The organism is Amycolatopsis umgeniensis, assembly GCF_014205155.1.
GTDB lineage: Bacteria > Actinomycetota > Actinomycetes > Mycobacteriales > Pseudonocardiaceae > Amycolatopsis > Amycolatopsis umgeniensis.
In genome coordinates this window covers 9202619-9225930 of record NZ_JACHMX010000001.1, presented here as the reverse complement: position 1 = coordinate 9225930, position 23312 = coordinate 9202619, and the positions used below count along the sequence as shown (strand labels likewise).

At 68.1% G+C, this 23312-nt stretch carries 23 protein-coding genes and 2 pseudogenes; 14 read left to right on the top strand and 11 right to left on the bottom strand.

Going from position 1 to position 23312, the window contains the following annotated elements; genetic code table 11:
- Positions 1-178 precede the first annotated feature (178 nt).
- Positions 179-778, bottom strand: coding sequence for a TetR/AcrR family transcriptional regulator (locus tag HDA45_RS42075; protein ID WP_184891236.1), 600 nt, complete (start codon positions 776-778; stop codon positions 179-181).
- Positions 779-1000: 222 nt separating this feature from the next.
- Between HDA45_RS42075 and HDA45_RS42070 the strand changes: the two genes are divergently transcribed.
- The 7 genes and pseudogenes from HDA45_RS42070 (at position 1001) to HDA45_RS42040 (ending at position 8141) form a co-directional block, all read left to right on the top strand.
- Positions 1001-1453 (top strand): 2Fe-2S iron-sulfur cluster-binding protein, encoded by a 453-nt coding sequence (locus HDA45_RS42070; RefSeq protein ID WP_184891235.1) that lies wholly within the window; start codon positions 1001-1003, stop codon positions 1451-1453.
- Entirely contained in the window at positions 1440-2399 is a 960-nt protein-coding gene (locus HDA45_RS42065; RefSeq protein WP_184891234.1) for an FAD binding domain-containing protein, read from the top strand. Before HDA45_RS42070 ends, HDA45_RS42065 begins: the two co-directional genes overlap by 14 nt.
- Positions 2399-4577, top strand: a pseudogene (locus HDA45_RS42060) (xanthine dehydrogenase family protein molybdopterin-binding subunit). The gene HDA45_RS42065 and the pseudogene HDA45_RS42060 overlap by 1 nt, the downstream one beginning before the upstream one ends.
- Before the next feature lie 56 nt (positions 4578-4633).
- Complete coding sequence (locus HDA45_RS42055; RefSeq protein ID WP_184905161.1) at positions 4634-4864, top strand: hypothetical protein; 231 nt, start codon at positions 4634-4636, stop codon at positions 4862-4864.
- A gap of 20 nt (positions 4865-4884) precedes the next feature.
- A pseudogene (locus HDA45_RS42050) lies at positions 4885-5430 on the top strand (endo alpha-1,4 polygalactosaminidase).
- A 251-nt stretch (positions 5431-5681) separates the two neighbouring features.
- Positions 5682-7313 carry a carboxylesterase/lipase family protein gene (locus HDA45_RS42045; protein WP_184905159.1) on the top strand — a complete coding sequence of 544 codons (1632 nt, stop codon included), beginning with the start codon at positions 5682-5684 and terminating at the stop codon, positions 7311-7313.
- A gap of 54 nt (positions 7314-7367) precedes the next feature.
- Positions 7368-8141: a methyltransferase domain-containing protein gene (locus HDA45_RS42040; RefSeq protein WP_184905157.1), complete on the top strand. Its 774-nt coding sequence runs from the start codon at positions 7368-7370 to the stop codon at positions 8139-8141.
- Positions 8142-8166: 25 nt separating this feature from the next.
- Here HDA45_RS42040 and HDA45_RS42035 read toward each other — a convergent pair whose 3' ends face one another.
- From HDA45_RS42035 to HDA45_RS42015, 5 genes are all read right to left on the bottom strand, one after another.
- Positions 8167-9315 (bottom strand): cytochrome P450, encoded by a 1149-nt coding sequence (locus HDA45_RS42035; RefSeq protein WP_184905155.1) that lies wholly within the window; start codon positions 9313-9315, stop codon positions 8167-8169.
- A gap of 10 nt (positions 9316-9325) precedes the next feature.
- A complete protein-coding gene (locus HDA45_RS42030; RefSeq protein WP_184905153.1) occupies positions 9326-9844 on the bottom strand; it encodes a MarR family transcriptional regulator in 519 nt (172 codons plus the stop codon).
- A gap of 77 nt (positions 9845-9921) precedes the next feature.
- Entirely contained in the window at positions 9922-10581 is a 660-nt protein-coding gene (locus tag HDA45_RS42025; RefSeq protein ID WP_184905151.1) for a response regulator, read from the bottom strand.
- Positions 10578-11747, bottom strand: a complete 1170-nt coding sequence (locus HDA45_RS42020; protein WP_184905149.1) for a histidine kinase — start codon at positions 11745-11747, stop codon at positions 10578-10580. The genes HDA45_RS42025 and HDA45_RS42020 overlap by 4 nt, the downstream gene beginning before the upstream one ends.
- Before the next feature lie 62 nt (positions 11748-11809).
- A complete protein-coding gene (locus HDA45_RS42015) occupies positions 11810-13267 on the bottom strand; it encodes an alpha/beta hydrolase (RefSeq protein ID WP_184905147.1) in 1458 nt (485 codons plus the stop codon).
- Between the two features lie 252 nt (positions 13268-13519).
- Between HDA45_RS42015 and HDA45_RS42010 the strand changes: the two genes are divergently transcribed.
- Positions 13520-13966 (top strand): hypothetical protein, encoded by a 447-nt coding sequence (locus tag HDA45_RS42010; RefSeq protein WP_184905145.1) that lies wholly within the window; start codon positions 13520-13522, stop codon positions 13964-13966.
- A 28-nt stretch (positions 13967-13994) separates the two neighbouring features.
- Here the strand turns inward: HDA45_RS42010 and HDA45_RS42005 are convergent, their stop codons facing one another.
- Positions 13995-14384 carry a winged helix-turn-helix transcriptional regulator gene (locus HDA45_RS42005; RefSeq protein ID WP_184905143.1) on the bottom strand — a complete coding sequence of 130 codons (390 nt, stop codon included), beginning with the start codon at positions 14382-14384 and terminating at the stop codon, positions 13995-13997.
- 98 nt (positions 14385-14482) lie between these two features.
- Between HDA45_RS42005 and HDA45_RS42000 the strand changes: the two genes are divergently transcribed.
- Positions 14483-15364, top strand: a complete 882-nt coding sequence (locus HDA45_RS42000; RefSeq protein WP_184905140.1) for an alpha/beta fold hydrolase — start codon at positions 14483-14485, stop codon at positions 15362-15364.
- Positions 15365-15418: 54 nt separating this feature from the next.
- Positions 15419-16027 (top strand): hypothetical protein, encoded by a 609-nt coding sequence (locus tag HDA45_RS41995; RefSeq protein WP_184905138.1) that lies wholly within the window; start codon positions 15419-15421, stop codon positions 16025-16027.
- 50 nt (positions 16028-16077) lie between these two features.
- Here the strand turns inward: HDA45_RS41995 and HDA45_RS41990 are convergent, their stop codons facing one another.
- Together HDA45_RS41990 and HDA45_RS41985 are read right to left on the bottom strand one after the other, a co-directional pair.
- Positions 16078-17259 (bottom strand): DUF418 domain-containing protein, encoded by a 1182-nt coding sequence (locus tag HDA45_RS41990; protein ID WP_184905136.1) that lies wholly within the window; start codon positions 17257-17259, stop codon positions 16078-16080.
- A 292-nt stretch (positions 17260-17551) separates the two neighbouring features.
- Entirely contained in the window at positions 17552-19063 is a 1512-nt protein-coding gene (locus HDA45_RS41985) for an FAD-dependent monooxygenase (RefSeq protein ID WP_184905134.1), read from the bottom strand.
- A gap of 98 nt (positions 19064-19161) precedes the next feature.
- Here HDA45_RS41985 and HDA45_RS41980 point away from each other — a divergent pair, with 98 nt between their 5' ends.
- Together HDA45_RS41980 and HDA45_RS41975 are read left to right on the top strand one after the other, a co-directional pair.
- Positions 19162-19806, top strand: a complete 645-nt coding sequence (locus HDA45_RS41980; protein ID WP_184905132.1) for a TetR/AcrR family transcriptional regulator — start codon at positions 19162-19164, stop codon at positions 19804-19806.
- A 66-nt stretch (positions 19807-19872) separates the two neighbouring features.
- Entirely contained in the window at positions 19873-20811 is a 939-nt protein-coding gene (locus HDA45_RS41975; RefSeq protein ID WP_184905129.1) for a sigma-70 family RNA polymerase sigma factor, read from the top strand.
- 3 nt (positions 20812-20814) lie between these two features.
- Here HDA45_RS41975 and HDA45_RS41970 read toward each other — a convergent pair whose 3' ends face one another.
- Positions 20815-21792 (bottom strand): FG-GAP repeat domain-containing protein, encoded by a 978-nt coding sequence (locus HDA45_RS41970; protein WP_184905127.1) that lies wholly within the window; start codon positions 21790-21792, stop codon positions 20815-20817.
- Between the two features lie 100 nt (positions 21793-21892).
- Here HDA45_RS41970 and HDA45_RS41965 point away from each other — a divergent pair, with 100 nt between their 5' ends.
- Both HDA45_RS41965 and HDA45_RS41960 read left to right on the top strand, forming a co-directional pair.
- Positions 21893-22282, top strand: coding sequence for a VOC family protein (locus HDA45_RS41965; protein WP_184905124.1), 390 nt, complete (start codon positions 21893-21895; stop codon positions 22280-22282).
- A gap of 161 nt (positions 22283-22443) precedes the next feature.
- Positions 22444-22887 carry a hypothetical protein gene (locus HDA45_RS41960; protein ID WP_184905122.1) on the top strand — a complete coding sequence of 148 codons (444 nt, stop codon included), beginning with the start codon at positions 22444-22446 and terminating at the stop codon, positions 22885-22887.
- Positions 22888-22897: 10 nt separating this feature from the next.
- On the opposite strand, the gene HDA45_RS41955 is transcribed toward HDA45_RS41960, so the two are convergent.
- Entirely contained in the window at positions 22898-23263 is a 366-nt protein-coding gene (locus HDA45_RS41955) for a hypothetical protein (RefSeq protein ID WP_184905120.1), read from the bottom strand.
- Positions 23264-23312 lie beyond the last annotated feature (49 nt).

Here is a 23312-nt window from a genome sequence, read left to right as displayed (position 1 = left end):
GGGGAGGTCGTCTTGGTCGTCGACGCCCAGGCCGGGCACGAGATTCGCGTCGCGGCGGCTGCTCGTGGAATCCCGTTCTTCACGACTGTCCGGGGGTTGGCCGCCGCCGTGCAGGGGATCGAGGCCGTCAGCCGGGGGCGCATGGACGTTGTGTCGCTGCAGGAGCACATCGCGAGACTCAGGGACGTTCCGCGGCCTTGAGACATCCCTGGCAAGCGCTCATCCCACGCCACAGCAGGTCGACGAGACTCGCGACGTCGCGCCGCCATTCGCCGTTCGGGTCGAGGTACAGCAGGCCGCCCAGGCTGCGAAGCACTGTCTCGGGCTTCAGGTCCGGGCGGACGGTGCCGGCGGCGACGTTGGCTTTCAGCAGCACGGAAACCGCGCCGACCATGGCCTCGTAGGCCCCGGCGGGGAGTTCCCCGCGGGAGGCCGTCGCGGCGCGTAGGGCGTCGGCCAGACCGCGCTTGGTCATCATGTAGTGGGCAAGGTGGTCGGTCGTCCACACGCGGAAGGCCTGTTCCGGGGCGTACTGATCGATCAGGCTCGGCACGACGTCGACGAGCTGGCGCACCTCGCGCTGGTAGACCGCCAGGATCAGGGCTTCGGGGGTCGGGAAGTGCCGGTACACGGTGCCGACGCCGACCTCGGCCTGCTTCGCGATGGCGTTGAACGAGACCTCGCCCGACCCGGCCAGCGACTTCGCCGCGGCGACGAGGATGCGCTCGTGGTTGCGCCGGGTGTCCGCACGCCGGGGATTGACCGATCCCGTCGTCATCGTCCCTCCCGTTCGCCGAACCCGTCCGTCGTGAATGTAGCCGAGGACTCGAGCGACCTGGAGCGACTCCAGGGAAGAGCATCGACATTGCCAAGCGGATTGTAATCCGCTAGCTTGAAAATCGAAGCGGATGAATATCCGGTTCACATCTCGGACAGTCTCCCACCACCTCAACCTACGCCGTCGGGCGCTCGACCCCGACGATCTGCGGAAAGAGATCCAGTGGACATCTCACTCGAAGTCAACGGCAGAACGGAACACCTGAGTGTCGATCCCGGGGTGACCTTGCTGGACGCGCTGCGGGAGCGGCTCGCCGTCACGGGCCCGAAGAAGGGCTGTGACCGGGGGCAGTGCGGCGCGTGCACGGTGCACGTCGACGGACGCCCGGTGCTCTCCTGCCTCACCTTGGCCGCCACCGTGAAGAAGCCGGTGACCACCGTCGAAGCACTGTCCACAGTGGATGGACTGCATCCGGTCCAGCAGGCCTTCGTCGATCAGGACGCCCTGCAGTGCGGATTCTGCACGTCCGGGCAGATCATGTCGGCGGTCGCCGCCGTCGAACAGGATGTCCAGGACGTCCGCGAGTTCATGTCCGGCAACCTTTGCCGCTGCGCCGCGTACCCGAACATCATCGCGGCTGTCGAGCAGGCGAGGCGGGCCGATGCGTCCCTTTGAGCTGATCGCACCCGAGACCGTCGAGGCCGCTGTCGCCTCGTCCGGCACGTTCCTGGCGGGCGGGACCACACTCGTCGACCTGATGAAACTCAATGTCCTGACACCGGAACACGTTCTGGACATCAACGCGGTGCCGTTACGCGGCATCGACACCGCCGACGGCCTGCGGATCGGCGCACTGGAGCGGATGAGCGACATCGCCGGACACCCCGGCGTTCCTCCCGCGATCTCCCGTGCTCTGCTGCTCAGCGCCTCCCAGCAGATCCGGAACATGGCCAGTATCGGCGGGAACCTGATGCAGCGCACTCGCTGCTCGTACTTCCGGGACGTCGCCATGCCGTGCAACCGGCGGGATCCCGGCAGCGGCTGCCCGGCGATCTCGGGCGCCAACCGCATGCACGCCGTACTGGGCACGAGCGACTCGTGCGTGGCGACCCACGCCAGCGACGTGGCCGTCGCGCTGGTCGCCCTCGACGCCCGGCTCCGGCTGGTGAGCGCCACCGGTTCCCGCACCGTCGAACTCGGCTCGTTCTATCACCAGCCTGGGGAAACCCCCGAGCTGGAGAACGACCTGCGTCCCGGTGAATTGATCGCCGAGGTCGTGGTCCCCAAGCTGGACTGGGCCTCGAACTCCACCTACGTCAAGGTGCGGGACAGGCAGTCCTACGAGTTCGCGCTGTGCTCAGCCGCGGTCGCGCTGCACGTCCAGGACTCGCGGATCGTCGACGCCAGGGTCGCGGCGGGTGGCGTGGCCACCGTGCCGTGGCGGCTGCCCGAGGTCGAGGCGGCCTTGCGCGGCGCGCCCGCGACAGTCGCCACCTTCGAGGACGCCGCGGCGCTCGCCGCGGAAGGCGCACGCCCGCTGTCCGCGAACGGATTCAAACCGTCCTTGCTGCGACGGACCATCGTCCGCGCGCTGCTCGAACTGACCGAGGGGAGCCGCTGATGACCACCCGGGTGGACGGACCGCTGAAGGTCACCGGCCAGGCCGCATACGGGGCGGACCACCACTTCCCCGGAATGGCCCACGGCTATGTCGTGACCAGTTCGATCGCCAACGGCGAGATCGAGGCGATGGAGGTCACGGCGGCGAAGGGCGCTCCGGGCGTGATCGCCGTGTACACGCCGTTCGATCCGCTGGAGCTGAACGCCCCCGTCACGATGTTCATGGGCGAGACATGGGTTCCTTTGCAGGACAAGGAAGTCGCCTACTACGGGCAGCCGATCGGCTTCGTGGTGGCGGAGACCTACGAGCAGGCGCGTGACGCGGCGATGCTCGTCGAGGTCTCCTACCAGGCCCGGCCTGCCCTGACTTCGCTGCAGGACGGCCTCGCCTCGGCCGAAGACGCACCGGCCGCGAGGGACGGTTCGCCGCCGTCGCTCGCGGTCCTCGCTCCCGACGTCGAGTCCATCGAGGACGCGCTGGCCGCGAGCCCGGTGGTCGTCGAAGCCACGTACACCACCGCGACCCAGAACCACGCCGCGATGGAACCGCATTCCGCGGTCGCGGTGTGGGGTCCCGACGGTCTGACGATCCACAGTGGAAACCAGGGATCCGATCTCCAGGCGGTGGAGCTGGCAGGCGCGCTCGACACGGAACAGTCCCGGGTGCACGCGGTGAACCCGTTCGTGGGCGGGGCGTTCGGCGGCAAGGGTCGCACGTCCACGCCGGCGTTCCTGGCAGCGGCGGCGGCGAGGGCCCTCGACAGGCCGGTCAAGGCCGCGCTCAGCCGGGAGCAGGTCTTCACGGCCACGGCCGGCCGCGCCGCCACCGTGCAGAAGATCGCCCTCGGCGCGGAACACGACGGCACCCTCAACGCGTTGCGCCACGACTCCTGGTGCAGCACGCCCGTCGACCGGTCGTTCGTCGAGCCGACGTCGCACGGCACTTCACGGGAGTGGTACGCCACCCGGAATCTGGCCATCAGCCAGAAGATGGTGCCGCTGAACATCCCGCCGACCACGTTCATGCGGGCGCCGGGCGAGGCACCCGGATCTTTCGCGCTGGAAAGCGCGATCGACGAACTCGCGGTCGCGCTGAACATGGATCCGATCGAGCTGCGGCAGCGGAACAACTCGACAGCGCCGCCCGGCAAGGATCTGCAGTGGTCGAGCAAGCACCTCGACGAATGCTTCCGCGTCGGCGCCGCCCGGTTCGGCTGGTCGGAGCGCTCGCCCCAGGGGCGGACCGACGGGGACTGGCTGGTGGGTATCGGCACGGCGACCGCGATGTTCCCCGCGCTGCGGTTCCCGGCCACCATCGAGATCACCTTGCGGCCCGATGACACGGGCCGTCGTCGCCACCAGCGGCGCGGACCCGGGAACGGGCCTGCTGACCGTGCTTTCGCTGGTCGGCGGGGAATCGCTGGACATCTCGCCGGACCGCGTCGTGCCGAAGCTCGGCGACTCCGCGCTGCCGCCCGGCGGCATGTCGGGCGGCTCGACGGCCACCGCGAGCGCGGGGACGGCCATCATGATCGCCGCCGCCAAGGCGATCGACGACCTCCTGAAGCTGGCGGCCGCTCCGGGCGCGCCGTTCGACGGCATGGACGTCTCCTACGCGGACGGCCAGGTGCTGGCCGGAGGCCGGACGATGACCTTCGGCGAAGTGCTGCGCGCCTTGGAACTCCCATCGCTCTCCGTGACCGGCTCGTCGGCACCCGGCGAAGAGCTGACAAAGCACTCGTTCAGCTCGTTCGGCGCCCAGTTCTGCGAGGTCCGCGTGCACAAGTGGACCCGCGAGATCCGGGTGTCCCGCATGCTCGGCGTATTCGACTCCGGCCGGATCATCAACCCGACGGCGGCTCGGAGCCAGATCATCGGAGGCATGATCTGGGGCGTTTCGGCCGCCTTGCACGAGGGGCTGGAGATCGAGGCCAACGGACGCTTCGCCAACGGTGACTTCGCGAGTTACCTGATCCCGGTGAACGCGGACATCCCCGAGGTCGACGTCCACTTCGTCGAGTATCCGGACACCCTGCACAACGCGGTCGGGGCGAAAGGGCTCGGCGAGATCGGCACCGTCGGCATGGCGGCGGCCGTGGCGAACGCCGTCCACAACGCCACCGGAATCCGGGTCCGGCACATTCCCATCCAGATCGAGGACCTCCTCGAGGAGTCGTAGGGCCGCCGGTCTAGATTTCCTCCATCGGCACTGGCAGGTGGGGAGAAGGTGGCGGCTTGAGCGGCTTCGGCAAGTGGAATCTCGGTATCGGCGCGGTCTTGCTGGCCGTCGCCGTGCTGTGCTCGGTGCTGGACCTGATCCCCGCCGCGGTGATCATCGGCATCGTGGGGCTGATCGGGCTCAGCATCGCGGGTTACGACCTGGTCGACAGCTGGTCGGAACGGGCTGACCTGCGTCGCCGGGAAGCCCGGGTCCGCCGGGAACACGAAGGTCACCAGGGTCGCTGACGCGTTCCAGGCTCAGCCCGGTGCGGAGGGGGAGTGGGGCGAACTCCTCCTCCGCGACGCGAACGGCGACGTCGTCATGGACGAGGATTGGAACGAAGCCCTTCTCGACCTGCGGACGGCGGACAAACGCGGGCGTGGCGGCGAAGGCGAACGCGTGGACCGACGAGTGCGCGGCCAAGGGCTACCAGGCGATCGAGCCGGACAACTACGACAGCTTCACCCGCTCCGAAGGACTACTGTCCACTGAGGACGCTCAAGCCCACATTCGCCTGCTTTCCGCGCATGCCCACGAAAAGGGCCTCGCTATCGGGTAGAAGAACACCTCGGAACTGGCCCGGAACCGGCAAGTCAACGGCCTCGACTTCGCTGTCGCCGAAGAGTGCGGAGAGCAGGACAACTGCGACGAGTACGTTTCGGCGTTCGGCGACGATGTGATCGTCGTCGAGTACACCGACACCGGTCTCGCCAACGCCTGCGACCGCTGGGGTGCTTCGCTCGGCATCGTCCGCCGCGACCGTGACGTCGTCCCCGAGGACGCTTCCGGCTACGTCCGCAAAACCTGCTGACCGGTAAAGGACCATTTTCACCGGGAGTTTCACCATTTCGGCGCGACCGAACGGAGGTTGTGCCTTCCGGGGCGATGGCCAGACTGGAGATCGACGGGGACGAGCGGGTCACGTCGTTCCCGTGGTGAAGACCGGGAGATGGGCGCTGTCGTCGTCGTGCCCGAACCGGCGGTTCGGTACGTGGATATCACTCGTTGTTTCGCGAATCTTCCGTTCGGCCTCGTCGTCCGGACGGGAGTGGAGGAGGACGGATGAGACTCGACCGGAAGGTGGCCACCGCCGTGGTGGCCGTCGTGATGATGGTGATGTCGCTGGCCGGTTCGGCTTCCCTGGCCAGCGATCTGGTCAGGGTGGAGCCACCCGCGCCCGCCTGCTCGCCGGGCACCACGGTGGTGACCGACGACGGCCCGGTGTGCGGCGTCGCCGGAGCCGATGTCAGGTCGTGGCAAGGGATTCGCTATGCCGCACCGCCAGTCGGAGGTCTGCGCTGGAAGCCGCCGAGGCGGTCTGCGCCGTGGACCGAACCGTTCGCCGCGACCGCGGAGGGCAACCAGTGCGCGCAACCTGCCGGCGCCGGGCCCGGCTCGGAGGACGAGGACTGCCTGAACCTGACCGTCCGCGTGCCCGCCAAAGCGGGACCCGGGCCGTTCGCGGTGATGGTGCAGATCCACGGCGGCGGCTTCCTGCTGTGGAAACCGCAGGACGCGAGCCGTCTGGTGACGGCGGGCAACGTGATCAGCGTCGAGGTCAACTACCGGCTCGGGATCTTCGGTTTCCTGGCGCACGAGGCGTTCGGCGAGCATGCCGGCAACTACGGGTTGCAGGATCAGCAGGCCGCGTTGCGCTGGGTGCAGCGCAATATCGCGCGGTTCGGCGGTGACCCGCACAACGTCACGATCTACGGTGCTTCGGCCGGCGGCTCGAGCGTCTGCGCTCACACCGTCTCACCGTCTTCGGCAGGCTTGTTCCAGCGCGGTATCAGCGAAAGCGGGGAGTACAACTCGCTGCTCGGCGTGGACACCGTGTGGCAGGCGCAGGATTGCAAGGCGAAGCTGCCCACTGAGAAACAGGCCCAGCGCGCCGGAGCGCGATTCGCGGCCGCCGTGGGCTGCGGTGTCGCGGCCGAAGCCGCCGCCTGTCTGCGCGGGGCATCGGCGGCGGCCCTGCTCAAACAAGCCGGTCACGGGAGGGAACCCGACAGCGGGACCATCGCGCCGATCGTGAACGGAACGACCTTGCCGATGTCGCCGGGAGAGGCCTTCGCCACCGGACGCGTCAACGACGTGTCACTGATGCACGGCGTGGCGCGCGACGAGACCCAGCTGCCTTCCGCCTCGACCCCGGCCGACTACAACCGGCTGGTGAACCAGCAGTACGGCGAGCACGCGAACGCGGTGCGCCGGACGTATCCGCTGGTGCGGTTCCCCGCTCCGGCACCGTTCCTGGCCTTCCGGACGATCGTGGCCGATTCCAATTCGGTCTGCCCGTCCGCGCTCAACAACGAACGGCTGGCGCGGCACATCCCGGTCTACGCCTACCAGATGGACGACACGGACGTACCACCGCAATTCTTCCTTGACCCCACCAAACCCAACGGCGCCTACCACATCGCCGAATGGCTGCTGCTCTTACCGGACGGCGTCAAGCTCAACGCCAATCAGCAGGTCCTGTCCGACCAGCTCGTCGCTCAATGGACGGGATTCGCCCGTACCGGTGATCCGACGGTGGACGGTACGCCACGGTGGGAGCCTTACACCGAAGACAATCCCGTCATCATGTCGCTCAACGCCGCGGGAGACAGCCAGCTCACCACGGAGATCCCTCGGCAGCATCGCTGCGAAAAGCTGTGGGATCCGCTGACTCCGTTCACCGGACGCCGGTGACCGGGCGGAAAATGGAGTGAGGAGCGCAGGGTCGCGGGCGTAACGTCGGCGACCATGATCGGCGAAGCGAATGCGGGAGACGACCCCGCAGACGGCTGGTTCCCCGAAAGCGTGGCCTCGGGCTACGACGCCCCAGGCGGCGCGAACGCGCCCGAGGTGGTGACGCCCGCTGTGGATGTCCTCGAGGACCTGGCCGACGGCCCGGTCCTCGAGTTCGCCGTCGGGACCGGTCGGATCGCCGTGCCGCTGGCCGCTCGAGGCGTGCCGGTGAGCGGCATCGAACTGAGCCGGGCGATGACGAGGCGGCTCGCGGGCAAACCGGGTGGTGACGCGGTCGAGGTCACGATCGGCGATATGACGAAGACGCGCGTGCCGGGCCGATTCTCGTTGGTCTACCTGGTGTTCAACACGATCGGCAACGTGACCACGCAGGACGGGCAGGTCGACGTCTTCCGCAACGCCGCCGCTCATCTGCGGCCGGGCGGGTTGTTCCTCGTCGAGGTGGGGCTGCCGGGCCTGCGCCGTCTGCCGCCGGGGCAGGACGTCGTCCCGTTCGCGATGGCGCCGGGTGCCGACGGCGGTGGCTACGTCGGGTTCGACCAGTACGACGTCGTCACGCAGGAGTTCACGTCGAACCACATCACCGTGTCACCGGAAGGAAAGGGGCGGTTCCACCGTATTCCCTTCCGGTATGCGTGGCCCGCGGAGATGGACCTCATGGCGCGGATCGCCGGAATGCGCTTGAAACACCGTTGGGCGGACTGGGACCGCTCCAGCTTTACGGCAGAGAGCACCAAACACGTGTCGATCTGGGAGGTCGGGCGGTGATCTCCGGGCCGGTCGACCGGAACGGTCACCAGTCGATCGGCACCGCGACCGGGCCTTGGAGGGTCAGGAACATCCGCCGCCAGACGAGTTCCGGGAAAGGCACCGCGAGGCGCAGCCGTGGAGCGGCGGCCAACAACGCGGTGACACCGGTCTGAAGCTGCAGCCGGGCCAACGCCGCGCCGAGGCAGTGGTGCGGCCCGTGGCCGAAGGTGAGGTGTCCTTGCGAGCGGGCGGGGTCGACCGCCGCGGGTTCGGGAAACCGCCGAGCGTCGTGATTGCCCGCGCGCAGCGGCGCGAGGACGAACTCGCCCGCGCGGATCGGCACCCCGCCGACGTCGGCGTCCTCGATCGCCACCCGCCCCTGGTCGGCGGCCGAACCTTGGTCCTGGCGAAGGAGTTCTTCGATCAGCGCAGGCATCGAGGCGGGATCGCGGGGGAGTTCCGGTTCGGCCGCCAGCCGCAGCACGATCTGGGCCAGCGCGTTCGCGGGCGGGACGTATCCGCCGAGAAGGATCGCGAAGGCGAGCTGGGTGACCTCTTCCGGACTCAGCGCGTCGCCGTTCTCGTCACGCGCTTGGAGCAACCCGGTCAGCAAGTCCTCCCCGGGCGCGTGGCGCTTCGTCTCGACCAGTTCCGCGAGGTAGCCACCCAGATTCCGCGCGGCGTCGGCCATGTCCTCGTAACTCGGCGCGGTGAACACCGCGAGCATTCCGTCCGCCCAGGCCCGCAGGTCGTCACGGGCCGACGGCGGGACACCGAGGAGTTCGTTGAGGACCGAGAGGGCGAACGGGATCGCGTACCCGTCCAGCACGTCCGCGGGCGGGCCCTGCGCGATCAGCTTCGCGACCAGCTCCTCCGCGAGCGCTTCCACGCGAGGGCGTAGTTGCTCCACCCGCCTCGGGGTGAGTGCCTTGGCCGCGATGCGTCTGAGCCGCGCGTGTGCCGGCCCGTTCATGCCGAAGAGCAGGCCGCCGTCGCTGGTCACGGGCGTACCGGGAATCCACACCCGGAACCGCGGGTCGGCCAGCAGGGCGCGGATGTCGTCGTAGCGGGTGATCAGCCAGGTGTCTTCGCCTGTCGCGAGGTGAACGCGGACGACGGGTTCTTCGTCCTGCAGCCGAGCGTATTCGGGTGGACAGCGCATCGGTTCGATGCCAGTGAACGGGTAATCCATGGTGTTCCCCCTATTTTTTCGGTTTGCCCGCCGCCTCTTCGGCCAGCGAATGCAGCGGCATCAGTGCGGAGTTCCCGCCGACCCCGAGCGCTCGGGCGGTGAGCAGCCGGTACAGCTCGTCCGCGGCTTCGACCAGACGCGCGGCGCGATCCGCGACCGAGTCCGCGTCCGGATCGAGCTCGGTGAGCGCCGCGGCGAGAACCTGTTCGGCGTCACGCTGCTGGCGCTGCGCGACCGCCGCGATCAGCCCGTCGACCGGCGTGACGAGTGTCCGGCGACGGTCGGCAGGATCCGGACGCGTGCGCAGGGCACCTTGCTCCCGCAGTTTCGCGACGGCGGCGGACACGTGACTCTGCGCGAAACCGGTGCGCGCGGTCAGCTCGCTGATCGAGATGTCCGGCGCTTCGACGAGCACCGAAATGAGCACGAGGTAGATCTCCGGAACCTCCGGATCCGCGTCGTCGCGCATGCCTTGGGAGGCGAGCTCCATCAGGTGCTTGCCGAGCAGGTACAGCTCACCGGCCTTCATATCGATAACGATACATCTAAAACGATGTGAATGGCGAGCATGGAATCATCGCCGCACTAGGGCCGGTTTCCATGACCTCACACTTGGCGTACCAAACCCGATTCCCAAGCCCACACGGCGATCTCGGTGCGGTTGCGGGCCGCGATCTTGCGCTGGATCGACGCGAGGTGGGTCTTGACGGTCGACAGGGAGATCGTCAGCTCGGTGGCGATCTCGGCGTTCGTCCGGCCACGTGCGATGGCTCGGGTGACGTCGAGTTCACGCTGGCTCAGGGGAGGGTCGGCGCGGCGGGTGCGTCGCCGGATCGGGGAATCGGTGAAGTGGGCGAGCAGCCGGGTGGTGATCGACGGCGAGACCAGGGCTTCGCCGTTCGCGGCCGCGTGAACGGCTTCCACCAGCAGGCCGGGACCGGCGTCCTTGAGGAGGAATCCGCAGGCGCCGGAGCACAGTGCTTCGTGCACCAGTTCGTCGAGGTCGAAGGTGGTGACGACCAGGACCCGCAACGGATTCCGGACCTCGGGGCCCGCCAGTTGCCGGGTGGCGGTGAGGCCGTCGACCAGCGGCATCCGGATGTCCATCAGGGTGACGTCGGGGCGGAGATCGCGGGCCAGCGCGACGGCCTGTTCGCCGTTTTCCGCTTCGCCTACGACCTCGATACCGGGTACGCGCTCCAGGATGAGCCGGAATCCCGTGCGCACCATGGCTTGGTCGTCGGCCAGCAGGACACGCAGTGTCATCGGGTCACCGCCGCTCCGCCTGGCAGGGGCAGTTCGGCGAGGACTCGCCAGCCGCGCTCGCCGTGTTCACCGGCCGACAGCCTGCCGTCGAGAGCGGCGATCCGCTCGCCCATCCCGATCAGCCCGTATCCACCCGCCGAGCGGCGCGTGCGGCTCGGCCGCAGCCCGTCGTTGACGACCTCGACCCGGAGGTGCCGCCGGTCCTCGGCGGGCTCGACGGTGACCGTGATGGCGCGAGCGTCCGCCGCGTGCTTGCGCACGTTCGTCAACGATTCGAGCACCACGCGGTGGACGGTCGACACCGTTTCCGGCGCGATCGCGAGGTTCGCCAGCCCGGGAGCCAGTCGCAAGGTGACGCCTTCCTGCTCGCCGGCCGCGGCTTCGACGGTCTTCACCAGGTCGCCCGTGACGACGGGAGTTGCGTGCCCGGGGTCGCGCAACATCATGACCAGCCGTCGCACCGCGCCCAGGGCTTCCGCTCCGGCGTGCTCGATTTCCTTGATCAGATCATGTTCGGGACCGTCGGCCAGGATCACGCCCGCGGCTTGCGTGCGCACCACGACCCCGGTGATGTGGTGGGCGACCAGGTCGTGCAGCTCCCGCGCCAGCTCGAGCCGCTCCCGCTCGCGGGCGGCCACCAGCGCGGCCTCACGGCGGGCGTCGCCGTCGCGCAGGATCAGGCCGACCATGATGCTGCCGCCCCACAACAAGGCCCACAGCACAGCGACCGTCAGCACGGCGGAGGAGTCTCCGTACCGCAGGACAGGGGCGGCCGCCATCGCCAGGCCGCTGAGGACCGCGAGCACTCCGGCGAGTGACCGGGGCAGCCGATGGCAGGCCGCCCCGGTCAGCAGCATCAACGCCAGGATCTCGGGATCACCATCGATCTGCGCGGCGGGTTTCCCGAGGAAGCCCGCCGCGCTGCAGATCAGCGAGAGCGCGATCCCCGCACCTGCCAGCGTCGCGGTCCGCTCCGGGAAGCGGCGGCGCAGCAGCGCGGGCACGGCGATCATCACGCCCACCACGAAGTAGAAGAGCTCACCCGCGGTGGTGGGGCCATGCAGAATGATGCGTCGCACGAGCTGTTCGAGATTCAGCCCGGCCAAGATCACGACCTCGGCGATCACCAGACCACGGACCGGCCGCGGGGTGATGGTCGAGAGCACGGGTCGTCCTTCCTGCAGCCTTGTCCGTCGAGGTGATCATCATGCCTGGCGTCACCCGGCTCTCAACGGGGTTCGGCCGCGCACGCGAGGTCGCGCTCCGGGCGCTGACCCGTGGTCAAGAACGCGGTCGCCGCGGTGTCGGCGCAGTGGTTCCCGACGTACGGGTAGACGCCGTGCCCGCCCGCGTCGACGGTGACCATACGGGCCCGATCACCGAACGCCTGCCGCAGACGTTTCGCACCGGCCAGTGGTGTCGCCGGGTCGCGCTCGTTCTGCAGCATGAGCACGTTCGACGGGCCCTGGTCTCCGACGCGCACCGGAGGTGCGGCGGGCGACTGCCAGAACGCGCAGGGCTGGACGTTGGCCCCGGCGGCGCCGAACATCGGGTGGCGGAGCCTGTCGAGCGCGACGGTGGCCTGGTAGGTGGCCACCGACCGCGGCCAGCGCGAGTCGGCGCAGATCGTGTAGTAGCGTCCGGAGATCATATTGTCCACATTGGACACGGTGCCTTCGCCGGAACCGATGGGCGGGAGCGGCTGGCCGGTGTCGATCGCCTGCCAGATCTTGGCCACCAGCGGCATGCCCGCGTTGCTGAAGAGGAATCCGTAGGTGAGCATCCGGAAGGTCGCGCCATCGACGTCCTGCTCGGGTTTCCTGTCCAGCCGCCCGGCGAGTTCGAAGTACTTGGCGGTGATCTTTTCGGGCGTGGAGCCCAAGTGGTAGGTGCCGTCTTGAGCGGCCGCGAACTTCGCGAAGTCCGGGAAGCGGTCGTCGAAGCCCTGGGCGTAAAGCCGGTCGTTGGCGTAGTCCCAGCCGGTCGGGTGGACGTTGCTGTCGAGGATGATCCTGTCGCCGCGCTGCGGGAACAGTGTCGTGTACACCGCGCCGAGGTAGGTACCCCACGAGTAGCCGGCGAACGAAGTCTTCTCCTCGCCGAGTGCGGCACGGATCCGGTCCATGTCGCGCGCGGTGTCGGCCGTGCTGATGTGTGGCAGCAGCCACGAAGTCTTCGAGGTGGCGCACTGCTGTGCGATGGCCTTCGACTGCTCTGCCCGCTTCGCCACGTCGGCGGCATTGCGCGCGTAAGGCGGGACGTTGCCGACCGCTTGCTGCTCCGGTGTCAGGTCGCAGGTCACCGGAGTGCTGTGCCCGAAGCCGCGCGGGTCGAAGCCGATCAAGTCGTAGCTGTCCAGCACGCTCTGCGGCAGCTTCGCCGCGGCCAACTCCGCCGGGAACTTCAGCCCGGGAGAAGGCCCGCCGGGGTTGGTCAGCAGGATCCCGCGGCGCTTCTCGGGGTTCTTGCTGGCCAACCTGGAGATGGCGACGTCGATCTGCTGTCCCTCGGGTGCCCGGTGGTCCAGCGGGACCTTGATCGTCGAGCACTCCAGGCCCGGGGCGGCGGCGTCGGCCGGACAAGGCCCCCACCGCACCCCGCCTGGTGAAGCGCCCGCCGGCACCCCTGCGAGCACCCCTGTCCCCAGGAGGCCGATCGCGAGCGCGATGGACCACGTCTTCCCCATCTGATAACCCTCCTCCGAACGATGCGACCGGTAGTCGGTCACGAGCTGTTAGTGAATCCCATTCTGTTGACCGACGGCCGGGCGCACATCGAGCGCGAGAATGGTTCCGGGCCGCCTTCGTATTGGCCAAAAGGACTAGGGCTTGTCTGACGAGGCGATGCGGCGGAAGCCGGGAACGGCCGCGACGTACGATCGCGGCGAGGGCGAAGCGCCAGGCCCGAGATTCCAGTGCCGGCGTGTGGAGGGGGCAGCGTGTTCGGTCGGAAGAAGAAGCGCAACGATCTGAACGATTTGATGGCGCAGCTCAGGCCCGACCTGAGTCGGGAATCGCTCGGCGTCGGGCCCGGCTTCCCGGGCGTCGCCCCGAACCCGGTCCTGAGCGGTGACGCACGGAAGCGCAATGCGGAACTGCGTACGGGGGCGCTTGCGCTCGGCGTGCTCGTCGACTGGCGGGAGGTCAACAGTAATCCGCGCGTGGTCCTGATGTTCGACGTGGAGACCGCCGGCGGTATCTCGTTCCGCGGCATCGCGGACGAAGACCTCACGATCACCGAGCTCACCCGACTCGCCCCAGGACAGACGTTGCCCGTGCGCTACCGGCCTGCCGTCATGGACCACTACGTCGCCCTTGCCCGGGATGCGGACCCCGCCCGTGTTCAGCAACTCTCTGACGAGATCGCGAGCCGCAAGCGGGCCTGACACAGGTTGGGTGAAGGGCGATGCCGTCTCATCCTCCTGCGGCGGACCCGGCATCGCTGATCGCGTTGGCGTGGTCGATCCGGGCCATGTGCTCCTCGGCCCAGATCCGCAGGGCCGCCAGCGGGACTTCGAGGGACAGGCCGAGTTCGGTGAGCCGATAGTGCACGCGGGGTGGCACGGTGGGTTCCACCCGGCGGACGGCGAGGCCGTCGCGGACCAGGCTGTGCAGTGTCACCGACAGCATTTTCTGGGAAACGCCCGGAATCCGTCGCCGCAACTCGGCGAAACGGACCTCGTGCGGGGCCGCCTCCGCGAGGACCTTGACCACCATCGACGTCCATTTCGTGCCGATGCGGTCCAGAAGCCGCCGGGTCGGGCACTCGGGGTCGAACAAGTCGCCCCGGACCGGGGAGGTCACCTGGAGCTCACCACCTGAGGGAAAAGTGCCGTCTTGGCGGCACCGTCGAAGTTACCTACGGTTTTCTGGTAACCAATGGTAACCACAGCGGAGGCGACGTGCCCGACACACCCGAGACCGACGTCGAGCTACGGCGGATCACCGTCAACGGCATCCAGGCCAACGCGGCCGTGGCAGGAACGGGGTCCGCCGTTCTGTTGTTGCACGGCTTCCCGCACACCTGGCGGCTCTGGACCGAGATCATCGGCCCGCTGGCCGAGCACCACCGGGTCATCGCCCCGGATCTGCGCGGACTCGGCGCCAGCACCCGGGCCGCGGCGGGCTTCGACGCGGAAACACTGGCCACGGACGCGGAAAGCATCCTCGACGCCCTCGCTGAACCCACCGCGGCGGTTGTCGCCATCGACGCAGGCACCCCGGTCGCCTTCCTGCTCGCCATGCGGCGTCCGGATCTGGTGCGGCGTCTCGTGGTGATGGAGTCGCTGCTGGGTTCGTTGCCGGGTGCCGAGGACTTCCTCGCCGGCGGCCCGCCATGGTGGTTCGGGTTCCACGCCGTGCCGGGCCTCGGCGAGACCGTCCTCATCGGACACGAGGCGGAGTACCTCGACTGGTTTCTCACCACGGGCACCCTCGGACGCGGCGTGTCACCCGAAATCCGCGATGCCTTCGTCGACGCCTACACCGGTCACGACGCCCTGCGCTGCGCTTTTTCCTACTATCGCGCCATGCCGACCACGGCCCGCCAGATCGGCGAGGCCGTGGCGGCCGGCAGGCTCACCATGCCCACGATGGCGATCGGTGCCCATCCGGTCGGCCGCGCGCTGGAACGACAGTTGCGACCCATCGCCGACGACCTCACCGCTCACGTCGTCCAGGACTGCGGCCACATCATTCCGCTGGACCGGCCAGGAGAACTGCTTCGTCTCCTGACCCCGTTCCTCGCAGGCGGAGCCACTCGACCCGGAGAGCGCTCCTGCTAGAGCGAAACCCGGGCCCCATCGCGGACCTTCGTCGCGGGCCACGATAGTGGGATCGTGCCGAACCTCGACTTCTACGCCGTTGACGACGATTGGTCCTCGGTTCTCGAGACCGTGTTCGATCTCGGCTTGTTCCGTGTCTTCGAGTCGGACTCGGAGTTGGACCGAGAGCTGCGCGAGTTCCACACCGCCGCAGAGGTCCCAGACGGTCGACCAGGACGAAGCCTGGCGTTGTTCGCCGTCGGGTCGGGACCGGGTCCCGTCCCGACTCGGATAGATTTCCTCCCGGGAGTGCATCCCGACGCCACCTTCCGCTACTGCTGCGAAGGGTGGGGGCTCATCCAGCTCTACCACGCCGTGGCTGTCGGCGCGCAGGAGCTGCGATGGAGTCATACGAACCACAACACCGAGAAGCGGGCCGCGGCATGGGCGGCGACCTTGCCGCGACTCGGTGACCCCGATGAGTGGAATTGGCCGGCGGTCACCAGCGCCTCCGGCAGGCTCAACCGAGCCATTCGCCGGATGGCCGTGAGCAAGATCGGTTCGCACCCGGTACTGCCGAACGCGGCGCGTTTCATCGAGGACAACGACTTGCGGTACGAGTACGGCACCGGCATCCACGCGGCTCCGGCCCCCGGGTACGGGCGGTCGATGACTCGGCCATGAGGGCAGTGTTCGACCCAGAGGTGGCGAACGCTGCCCCAGTGAGCTCGGTTTCACGCTTTGGCCTGCCGCCGTGGGGCGTAGAGGCGGTGCATGAGCAGTTCGAGGGGGCCACGGTCGAAGCGTCGAAGCCACACGACGGCGAAGGCGACGTTCAGCAGCCCGACGAAGGCCCAGAGGCCGACGATCCACCACGGGCGGGCGTCCGCGAAACGCTCGGCGAGTCCCAGACCCCAGCCGTAACACAGGGCACCGGCCAGCACGTTCTGGAGAACGTAACAGGAGAGAGCCGTCCGCCCGACCGCGATCAGTCCACTTCGGACGGCACCCGGCTCCGCGCGCATCCGGAGCGAAAGATGGGTGACCAGGGCGAGCAGCCCCAGGGCGACGAGTGGTGGCAACAGGTACCTGTCGACGAGCAGCCAGTCCGGTCCGCTGAAACCGGTCAGCACGTTCAGTGGCAACCCGACGGCGAAGCCGAGTACGAGTAGCCGGGCACGAAGTCGCGCGCCTTTCTCCGTGTCGTCGAAGACACCGGCCCTCCGCAGTCGTGAACCGAGCAGGAACAGGACGACGGCGGAGGGCACGATCATGATGATTTCCCCTCGCAACACAAGGAACTCATCGAGACGGACGGCGACCTGCGCGGGCCAACTGGCCGTCGTGGCGGGGTCGACCGGGGTCGGCTCACTGGAAACGCCGGGCCCGGCCACGAGCAGCGCGGTCGCGGCGAGGATGAGCGTGGCGTACACCCCACCTACCGCGACGACGACGTTGCGGACGACCCGATCGCTCCGGCCGACGAGGTACGCGACGAGCAGCGAAGTGAGCCCGTACGCCATGAGCACGTCGCCTTCGAAAACGAGCAGGTAGTGCGCGACACCTTCCATGAAGAGGATGCCCGCTCGGAGCGGGTACCTGCCCGGCCAGGAAACACCGCGTCTCCGGGCGGACTGGTACTGCAATTCCAGGCCGACGCCGAACAGGATCGTGAGCAGAGCGAGGAACTTGCCGTTGGTCAGCGACCGGATGCCGACTTCGACTTGCTCCGCCATGCCGTTCGCGGTGCCGACGAAGTCCTGGAAGAAACCCGCCGGCCCGCCTGGGTGTGCGAAGAGGAACACGTTCGTCCCGAAGGTGCCCAGAATCGCCACCCCTCGTAAGAGATCGAGAGAAGAAATGCGCCCACTTCGGGGTTTCTGCGCGGCAGCGACGGCCGACGTCCGGTGGATCATGCAGTCGAGCGTGCCATCGCTCGCAGCGGGCTTCGTCCGACGTTGGAATGATCTTGTCCTGGTCACTTCGTAGCAGTTCGACCACATACCGCGCTCGCCAACCGAGACGGCGAGGTGATCCTTCGTGTGCGGATCGAACTCGTTTGAGGGACAAGAGATTCCGCTGCTCGTTCGTCTCTCGTCCTTTCCAGGAAGTTCGGAGGAAACCGGTCACCAACCGTGTGTCCGGCTCGGTCCGATTGGGCCGACCGACTGTCACGCTTTCGACGCACGGTCGTGTCGATCCAAAGGACTACAAGGCCGCTTCGCGCGGACGTACCTTCATCGCCGCCCGCTCGGGAGTGCCTGCCCAAGCGGAAATCCGGGCCTCTCGGACCGCGGCGTCCGGCGGGTCGTTCTCGCGGCGGACCCACGCGATGTGGCCGTCCGGACGCACGAGGACTTCGCTGACGTCTTCGGCCCAGGATCGATCGCCGCCGGTCGCCACGGTGACCCGGTCTTCCCAGCCGTCGGCGACTTGTGCGGCGCCGTCCCCGGTGAAGTCGACGTAGCCGAATTTGCCGCTGTGCATCAGTTCCGAGACTCGCCGATCCGCCGAGGCGAGCGACAGGTCGGGCATGCGGGTGCCGACGAGGGGATCGGCGCCCGGCGAGGGATAGGACGTCGCCAGCGCCGACACGAGACCGGCGAGCCGGGTGTTGACCTCGGGGATCTCGAGAAGGGAATCCAGCAGCTCACGAAGTGCGGTCACCGGGCGCTGGTAGTCGGGTACCAGGGTGAGTTCGAGTAGCAGCGTCTGGACCTGCGTGTTGTCGGTGACCAGTTCTCCCACGGGAAACCGCTCCCCGTGGTAGGTGTCGAGCAGGCCCGGTGGCGCCCAGCCGTTGAGGTCGGCCGCGAGTTTCCAGCCCAGGTTCATCGCGTCCTGGAGCCCGGTGTTGAGGCCCTGCCCCGCGGCGGGGAAGTGGATGTGCGCGGCATCGCCGGCGAGAAAGACCCGCCCGGCACGGTAGGTCTCCGCCAGCCGTGTGGCGTTTCCGAAGCGCGAAAGCCAGTGTGGCTCCGCGATCCCGAAGGACGTGCCCGCCACGTCCACCAGTGCCTCGCGGAACTCCTCGAAGGTCACCGGTTCCGTCGCGGGGACACGCATCCGCTTCGGATCGGTGAGAACGAACCGGGTCAGCCCGCTTGTCAGCGGCACGATCAGGAGGGAGACCTGCCCCGCCGCCGCGATCGCCTCCTTGTCGGTGACCGCGAAGTCGCCGAGCATCGCGCTCATCGTGCCGTCCGATCCCGGAAAGCCGATACCGGCGGACTCCCGAACCGGGCTCCGGCCGCCGTCGCAGCCCACGAGGTAGGCCGCGCGGAGGGCGAAATCCCCATCGGGTCCGACGCCGGTGACGTCGACCCCATCGCCGTCCTGGGTCAGGGACACGACTTCGTGCCCGTAGGAGATTTCGATGCCGAGTTCCCGCGCTCGTTCTTCCAGCAGCCTTTCGGTGCGGGCCTGCTCAAGAAACAGCGTGTAGCCGTGCCGGGTGTCCAGGGCGGAGAAGTCCAGCCGCCGCGAAAGTCCCGCGAAATGCCAGCTCGGGACAGTGTGGCCCAAGGCAAGGAAGCGATCGGCGATGCCTCGCAGGTCGAGAATCTCGACGCTGCGGGGATGCAACGTGAGAGCGCGGGACTGGTCATGCCGCTTCTTCTGTCGCTCGAGTATCCGCACTCGCACTCCGGCCAGCGCCAGTTCGGTACCCAGCAGCAGACCTGTCGGGCCTGCCCCGCTGATCACCACGTCGGTGTCCATGACGACCTCCATTATTTCTGAACAACGTTCATTTAATCTTCCGCCAGTATCCAGACGATGCGCGAAACCGTCAAACCTGTTGCTAGGCTCACCCGGACATGACCGCGCATCAGCCCCGCACCCGAGGACGGCCACCGGCGGCGGACCGGGCCCACGTCACGGCCGCCGCGCTCCGCCTGCTCGACGAAGCGGGTCTCGACGCACTCACCATGCGCAAACTGGCCACCGCGGTCGGAGTCCAGGTGGGCACGTTGTACGGCTACTTCCCGACCAAACGGGACCTGCTGACCGCGATGGCCGAGGCGATGCTGAACGGCTGCCGCGACGCGGCCGAGGGGGCGGCCCAGCCGCGTGAACGGGTTTGGGCCCTGGCCAAAAGTCTGCGTGCCGCGCTCTTGTCCCATCGCGACGGAGCGCGGGTGTACGCGGGCACGCACGCCACCGGTCCCAACACGCTGGGACTGGCCGAAGCCCTCAACGGCGCCTTACGCGAGGCCGGTCTCGAAGCCTCGGCGGCGATGAGAACCGCACTCCTGATCATTCACTTCACGACGGGCCATGTTCTCGAGGAGCAGGCGACCGTCCAGCCCGGTTCTGAGCTGCCCGTCGAGATCGACGGCCTGCGCCAGGCGATCCGGCACGGCGACTATCCGTATCTCGCCGAAGGCCAGGATCACTTGACGGGAATGGATTTCGCCGGGCTCTTCGACCAGGGCCTGCGGCTGCTCACCGCCGAGTTGTGACCGAACAGCTCGAAGCGCTGGGCGCCGGGGCCGAGGAATTGCCGGAAGCCGTGGCGAAAGGACGTGATGAGGACGATGGCCCGCCATCGCGCGCCGGAACCGCCACTGTTCGAGGCGAATTTCGAGGCCTTCTACGTGGCGACGTCCAGCGGGACATACGCGGCGATCCACCGCCTCGCCGCCGGCGACGAGTACCTGGCGCGCGACGTGGTCCAGGAGGCCTACCTCGCGATGGGGAACATCTGGTCCGTGCGGCGCGGACGGACAGCGGAGGACAACCGCAAGCTCGTGCTGAGGATCGCCGTCAACAAGTTGTTCGATGTCTATCGCGCGCGCCGGGTGCCGGAGGTCGAGCTCAACGACGACGTCATCACCCTGCTGGCCGAAGAAGTGACTTTCGACGAGTTGTCGGTGCTGCGCCCGGTGAGGGAACTGCTTGCTCGTCAGCCGCCTCGCCGCCGGGCGGTCGGGGTGCTGTTCTTCCTGGAAGGTCTCACCGATCAAGAGATCGCCGAAATCCTCGGCATCAGCCCGTCGACGGTGAGAACCCAGATCGAGCGCCTGAGCGCTGTCTTCGAGCCCCATCGTGACCTGGTGCGCCGTGCCCACCAGGCAGATCCCCACCCGCCGGCGTTCGACGTCGAGGCCGGGCTGGTGGACCTGCGCGCCCGCGCCTCGACCGCCGAGCCGTACGCGATGACAGGCGGCCGGACCCTCCCTTCGAGCGAACTGCGTCTGGAGGCGCTGATCTCCACCGTCGAGGGTTGGCGAGGCCGCGGCGTCGAGGTACCCGAGCATCGTCGGATCGCCGAGCTCTGCGAGCGCGCCACGGCACTCGCGGAGCTCGCCGCACTGCTGCCTCTCCCGGTCGGCGCCGTCCGGATCCTCGTCAGCGACCTCGCCGACCGCGGCGTGGTGCGCATCCACGAGCCCGATGACCACGACGACGGTGGCCCGAAACCCGCGACGATCGAGCGAGTCCTGCGCAACTTGGACCGGCCCTGAGGCCTATTGGGAGCGCAGTACCCAGACGTCGTTGTCGTTCACCGCGACGAGGTCCGCGTCGCCATCTCCATCGACGTCGGCAGTGAGGGTCTCTTTGGTGCCGAAGAAGGAACCCGCGTACCACAGTTCCGGCGTGGAGTAGCTCGTACCGGTGGAGCGCATCACCTGCACGTCGGTGTCGTTGACGGCGATGAGGTCCGCGTCGCCGTCGGCGTCGATGTCCGCGGTGAGGGTCTTCTTGCTGCCGTGGAAAGAAGTGGTCGACCACGACACCGGGGTGTCGAACCAGCGGTTCGCGGTGCCGGGCACCACTCTCGTGCCGCCCAGGTCGACGAGGATGAGGTCGGCCTTGCCGTCACCGGTCGCGTCCGCCGCCAAGGTCGCCTTCTCACCGCGGATGGGCGGTGCCCAGGCCGTCAGCGGGAGCGTCGTGGTGCCGTTCGACCTCGCCGCCAGGGTGGCCACGTCGAACAGGCCGATCACGTCGGTGTCCCCGTCGCCGTCCAGGTCCGCCGCCAGGTTCCCGTAGTCGCCGGCGATGGTGTTGTTCAGCCACTGCGCGGGCGTTCCGAAGCGTTCCACGCCGTAGTAGTCGGTGATCGACCTCGCCACGAAGATGCCGCGGGGGGTCGAAGCCGTGGGCCGCCGGACCGCGATGGCGTCGGCCCGGCCGTCGTTGTCCATGTCGCCGACGAAGTTGGCGTTACCGTTGAAGCCGCTGCTCAAGAAGTTGCCCGCACCCCAGTTCTGCTGTGGTTGGAAGGCGGAACCGTTCGACCGCAGCACGTAGCACCCGTACAGGTAGGTGTTGTAGCTGACCAGGTCGTCCTTGCCGTCGCCGTCGACGTCCCCCGCCATGACCGCGACCTGCGCCGTGAACGGTCCGGCAGACCACTGTTCCGGTATGCCGGAGGCCGCCGCAGGCGGTGCGAGGGTCAGGGTCAGCAGACCGGCCACACCGGCCATCACCAAAGCACGCATCACGTCCCCTTCGTGTCGGCTTGCAGTACTCAGGTCGCGACGGGCCGGGAAGTGTTACGAGGGTTGACCTCCAGCGAACTGGAGATTCTAGGGTTTTTCCATGACAGTGCAGCTGAACCACACCATCATCAACGCCACCGACCGAGCCGCCACGGCGGAGTTTCTGGTCTCGATCCTCGGGCTGCCCGAGCCCGCCGAGTTCGGCCCCTTCCTGGTCGTCCAGACCGGCAACGGAGTCTCGCTCGATGTCATGCGCAGCACCGAAGAGTTCTCCAGGCAGCACTATGCGTTCTTGGTCGAGGAGAACGAGTTCGACACGATCTTCGGAAGGATCCGCGAAGGAGGCCTGCCGTACTGGGCGGGGCCGGGGCACCGCGGCGAGGGCGAGATCAACACCAATGACGGCGGCCGAGGCGTGTACTTCGACGACCCAGACGGTCACGTGCTGGAGATTCTCACGCGCCCGTACGGATCCGGCGATGAACAGTGAATGAACAGAGCGTGATTTCGAGCCCGCCGTAGGCCGCTGAACTCGCGCTTTGCCGGGGCGCCCGCAGTCGGAGCAACGCCGGACGTGCCGGCGGTGGTACCTCCGCGACCGCATGATCCACTACCTTGTGTCGCACCAGGGGCCCGACAGCTGGAGCCGTCATGCCGACACTCACCACTGTTTCCTGCTGGACGATCACCGCGTCGGAAGACATCGCGTGCGTCACCCACGCCGCGGTCGGCGACTACTGGGCGCCGCGGGTGTGGAGCGGACACGGGCTCGCGATCGCCGGGACCGATCTCGCCGGCTTCGAGAAGGTGCTCGGCGAGGTGATGAAGTTGCCGGTCTACTGGCAGGCGCGGGCCCGATGTGGGGACTGCGGGGCCGGGGACGCCGCGATCTGGTCGGAGCCGAGATGCGACCCGGACGACGATTTCGTCTATCTCTCGGGCCCCTGCCGGGCAGGCGAGCCGACAGCGGGCTATCGGCCGGTTTCGGCGTTCACCCTCGACTTGGTCAACCTGCGCGGCCTGCGGATCCGGATCGCCGCCTACCGGGCGCGGGGTACTCGAGGGCTTCGAGCACCCCGCCCCCGGATCACTTAGGCGGCGGAGATCAGTGGTCCCAGCGAATACCGATCCGCCAGTTCACCGGGTACTCCAGTCCGCTGGTGGTCAGGGTGTAGTAGCTGGCAGGCAGAACACAGGATTCCGTCTTGGCGGGCGCGTGGATGTATCCGCTGCCCGAACACTTGCCGATCGTCCACTTGAACCAGTGGTCGGGCGAGCCGGGCGCCCCGATCGCATCGATGTCCACGTGAATGGTCCCGCCGGGGAAGAACCCCGACGCGAGTGAGCAGCTCGTGGTCGTGAAGCACTCTTTCGGTCCCGCGCCGCCGGCGGCGGTGGCCACGCCGGCCCCCGCGATCGTGGTGCCCAGTACCGTTCCGGCCACGATCGCGGCCGCTCCGATCTTCTTCATTTATTGACTCCCCAGTCAGATGTTTCATTCGCTCGATGGCGAACTTGCG

Excerpts from the sequence above, each read along its gene's own strand:
- HDA45_RS42075 (WP_184891236.1), bottom strand. The coding sequence starts at position 778 with ATGACGACGGGATCGGTCAATCCCCGGCGTGCGGACACCCGGCGCAAC.
- HDA45_RS42065 (WP_184891234.1), top strand. The coding sequence starts at position 1,440 with ATGCGTCCCTTTGAGCTGATCGCACCCGAGACCGTCGAGGCCGCTGTC.
- HDA45_RS42045 (WP_184905159.1), top strand. The coding sequence starts at position 5,682 with ATGAGACTCGACCGGAAGGTGGCCACCGCCGTGGTGGCCGTCGTGATG.
- HDA45_RS42040 (WP_184905157.1), top strand. The coding sequence starts at position 7,368 with ATGATCGGCGAAGCGAATGCGGGAGACGACCCCGCAGACGGCTGGTTC.
- HDA45_RS42035 (WP_184905155.1), bottom strand. The coding sequence starts at position 9,315 with ATGGATTACCCGTTCACTGGCATCGAACCGATGCGCTGTCCACCCGAA.
- HDA45_RS42030 (WP_184905153.1), bottom strand. The coding sequence starts at position 9,844 with ATGAAGGCCGGTGAGCTGTACCTGCTCGGCAAGCACCTGATGGAGCTC.
- HDA45_RS42025 (WP_184905151.1), bottom strand. The coding sequence starts at position 10,581 with ATGACACTGCGTGTCCTGCTGGCCGACGACCAAGCCATGGTGCGCACG.
- HDA45_RS42015 (WP_184905147.1), bottom strand. The coding sequence starts at position 13,267 with ATGGGGAAGACGTGGTCCATCGCGCTCGCGATCGGCCTCCTGGGGACA.
- HDA45_RS41990 (WP_184905136.1), bottom strand. The coding sequence starts at position 17,259 with ATGATCCACCGGACGTCGGCCGTCGCTGCCGCGCAGAAACCCCGAAGT.
- HDA45_RS41985 (WP_184905134.1), bottom strand. The coding sequence starts at position 19,063 with ATGGACACCGACGTGGTGATCAGCGGGGCAGGCCCGACAGGTCTGCTG.
- HDA45_RS41980 (WP_184905132.1), top strand. The coding sequence starts at position 19,162 with ATGACCGCGCATCAGCCCCGCACCCGAGGACGGCCACCGGCGGCGGAC.
- HDA45_RS41975 (WP_184905129.1), top strand. The coding sequence starts at position 19,873 with ATGAGGACGATGGCCCGCCATCGCGCGCCGGAACCGCCACTGTTCGAG.
- HDA45_RS41970 (WP_184905127.1), bottom strand. The coding sequence starts at position 21,792 with ATGCGTGCTTTGGTGATGGCCGGTGTGGCCGGTCTGCTGACCCTGACC.
- HDA45_RS41965 (WP_184905124.1), top strand. The coding sequence starts at position 21,893 with ATGACAGTGCAGCTGAACCACACCATCATCAACGCCACCGACCGAGCC.
- HDA45_RS41960 (WP_184905122.1), top strand. The coding sequence starts at position 22,444 with ATGCCGACACTCACCACTGTTTCCTGCTGGACGATCACCGCGTCGGAA.
- HDA45_RS41955 (WP_184905120.1), bottom strand. The coding sequence starts at position 23,263 with ATGAAGAAGATCGGAGCGGCCGCGATCGTGGCCGGAACGGTACTGGGC.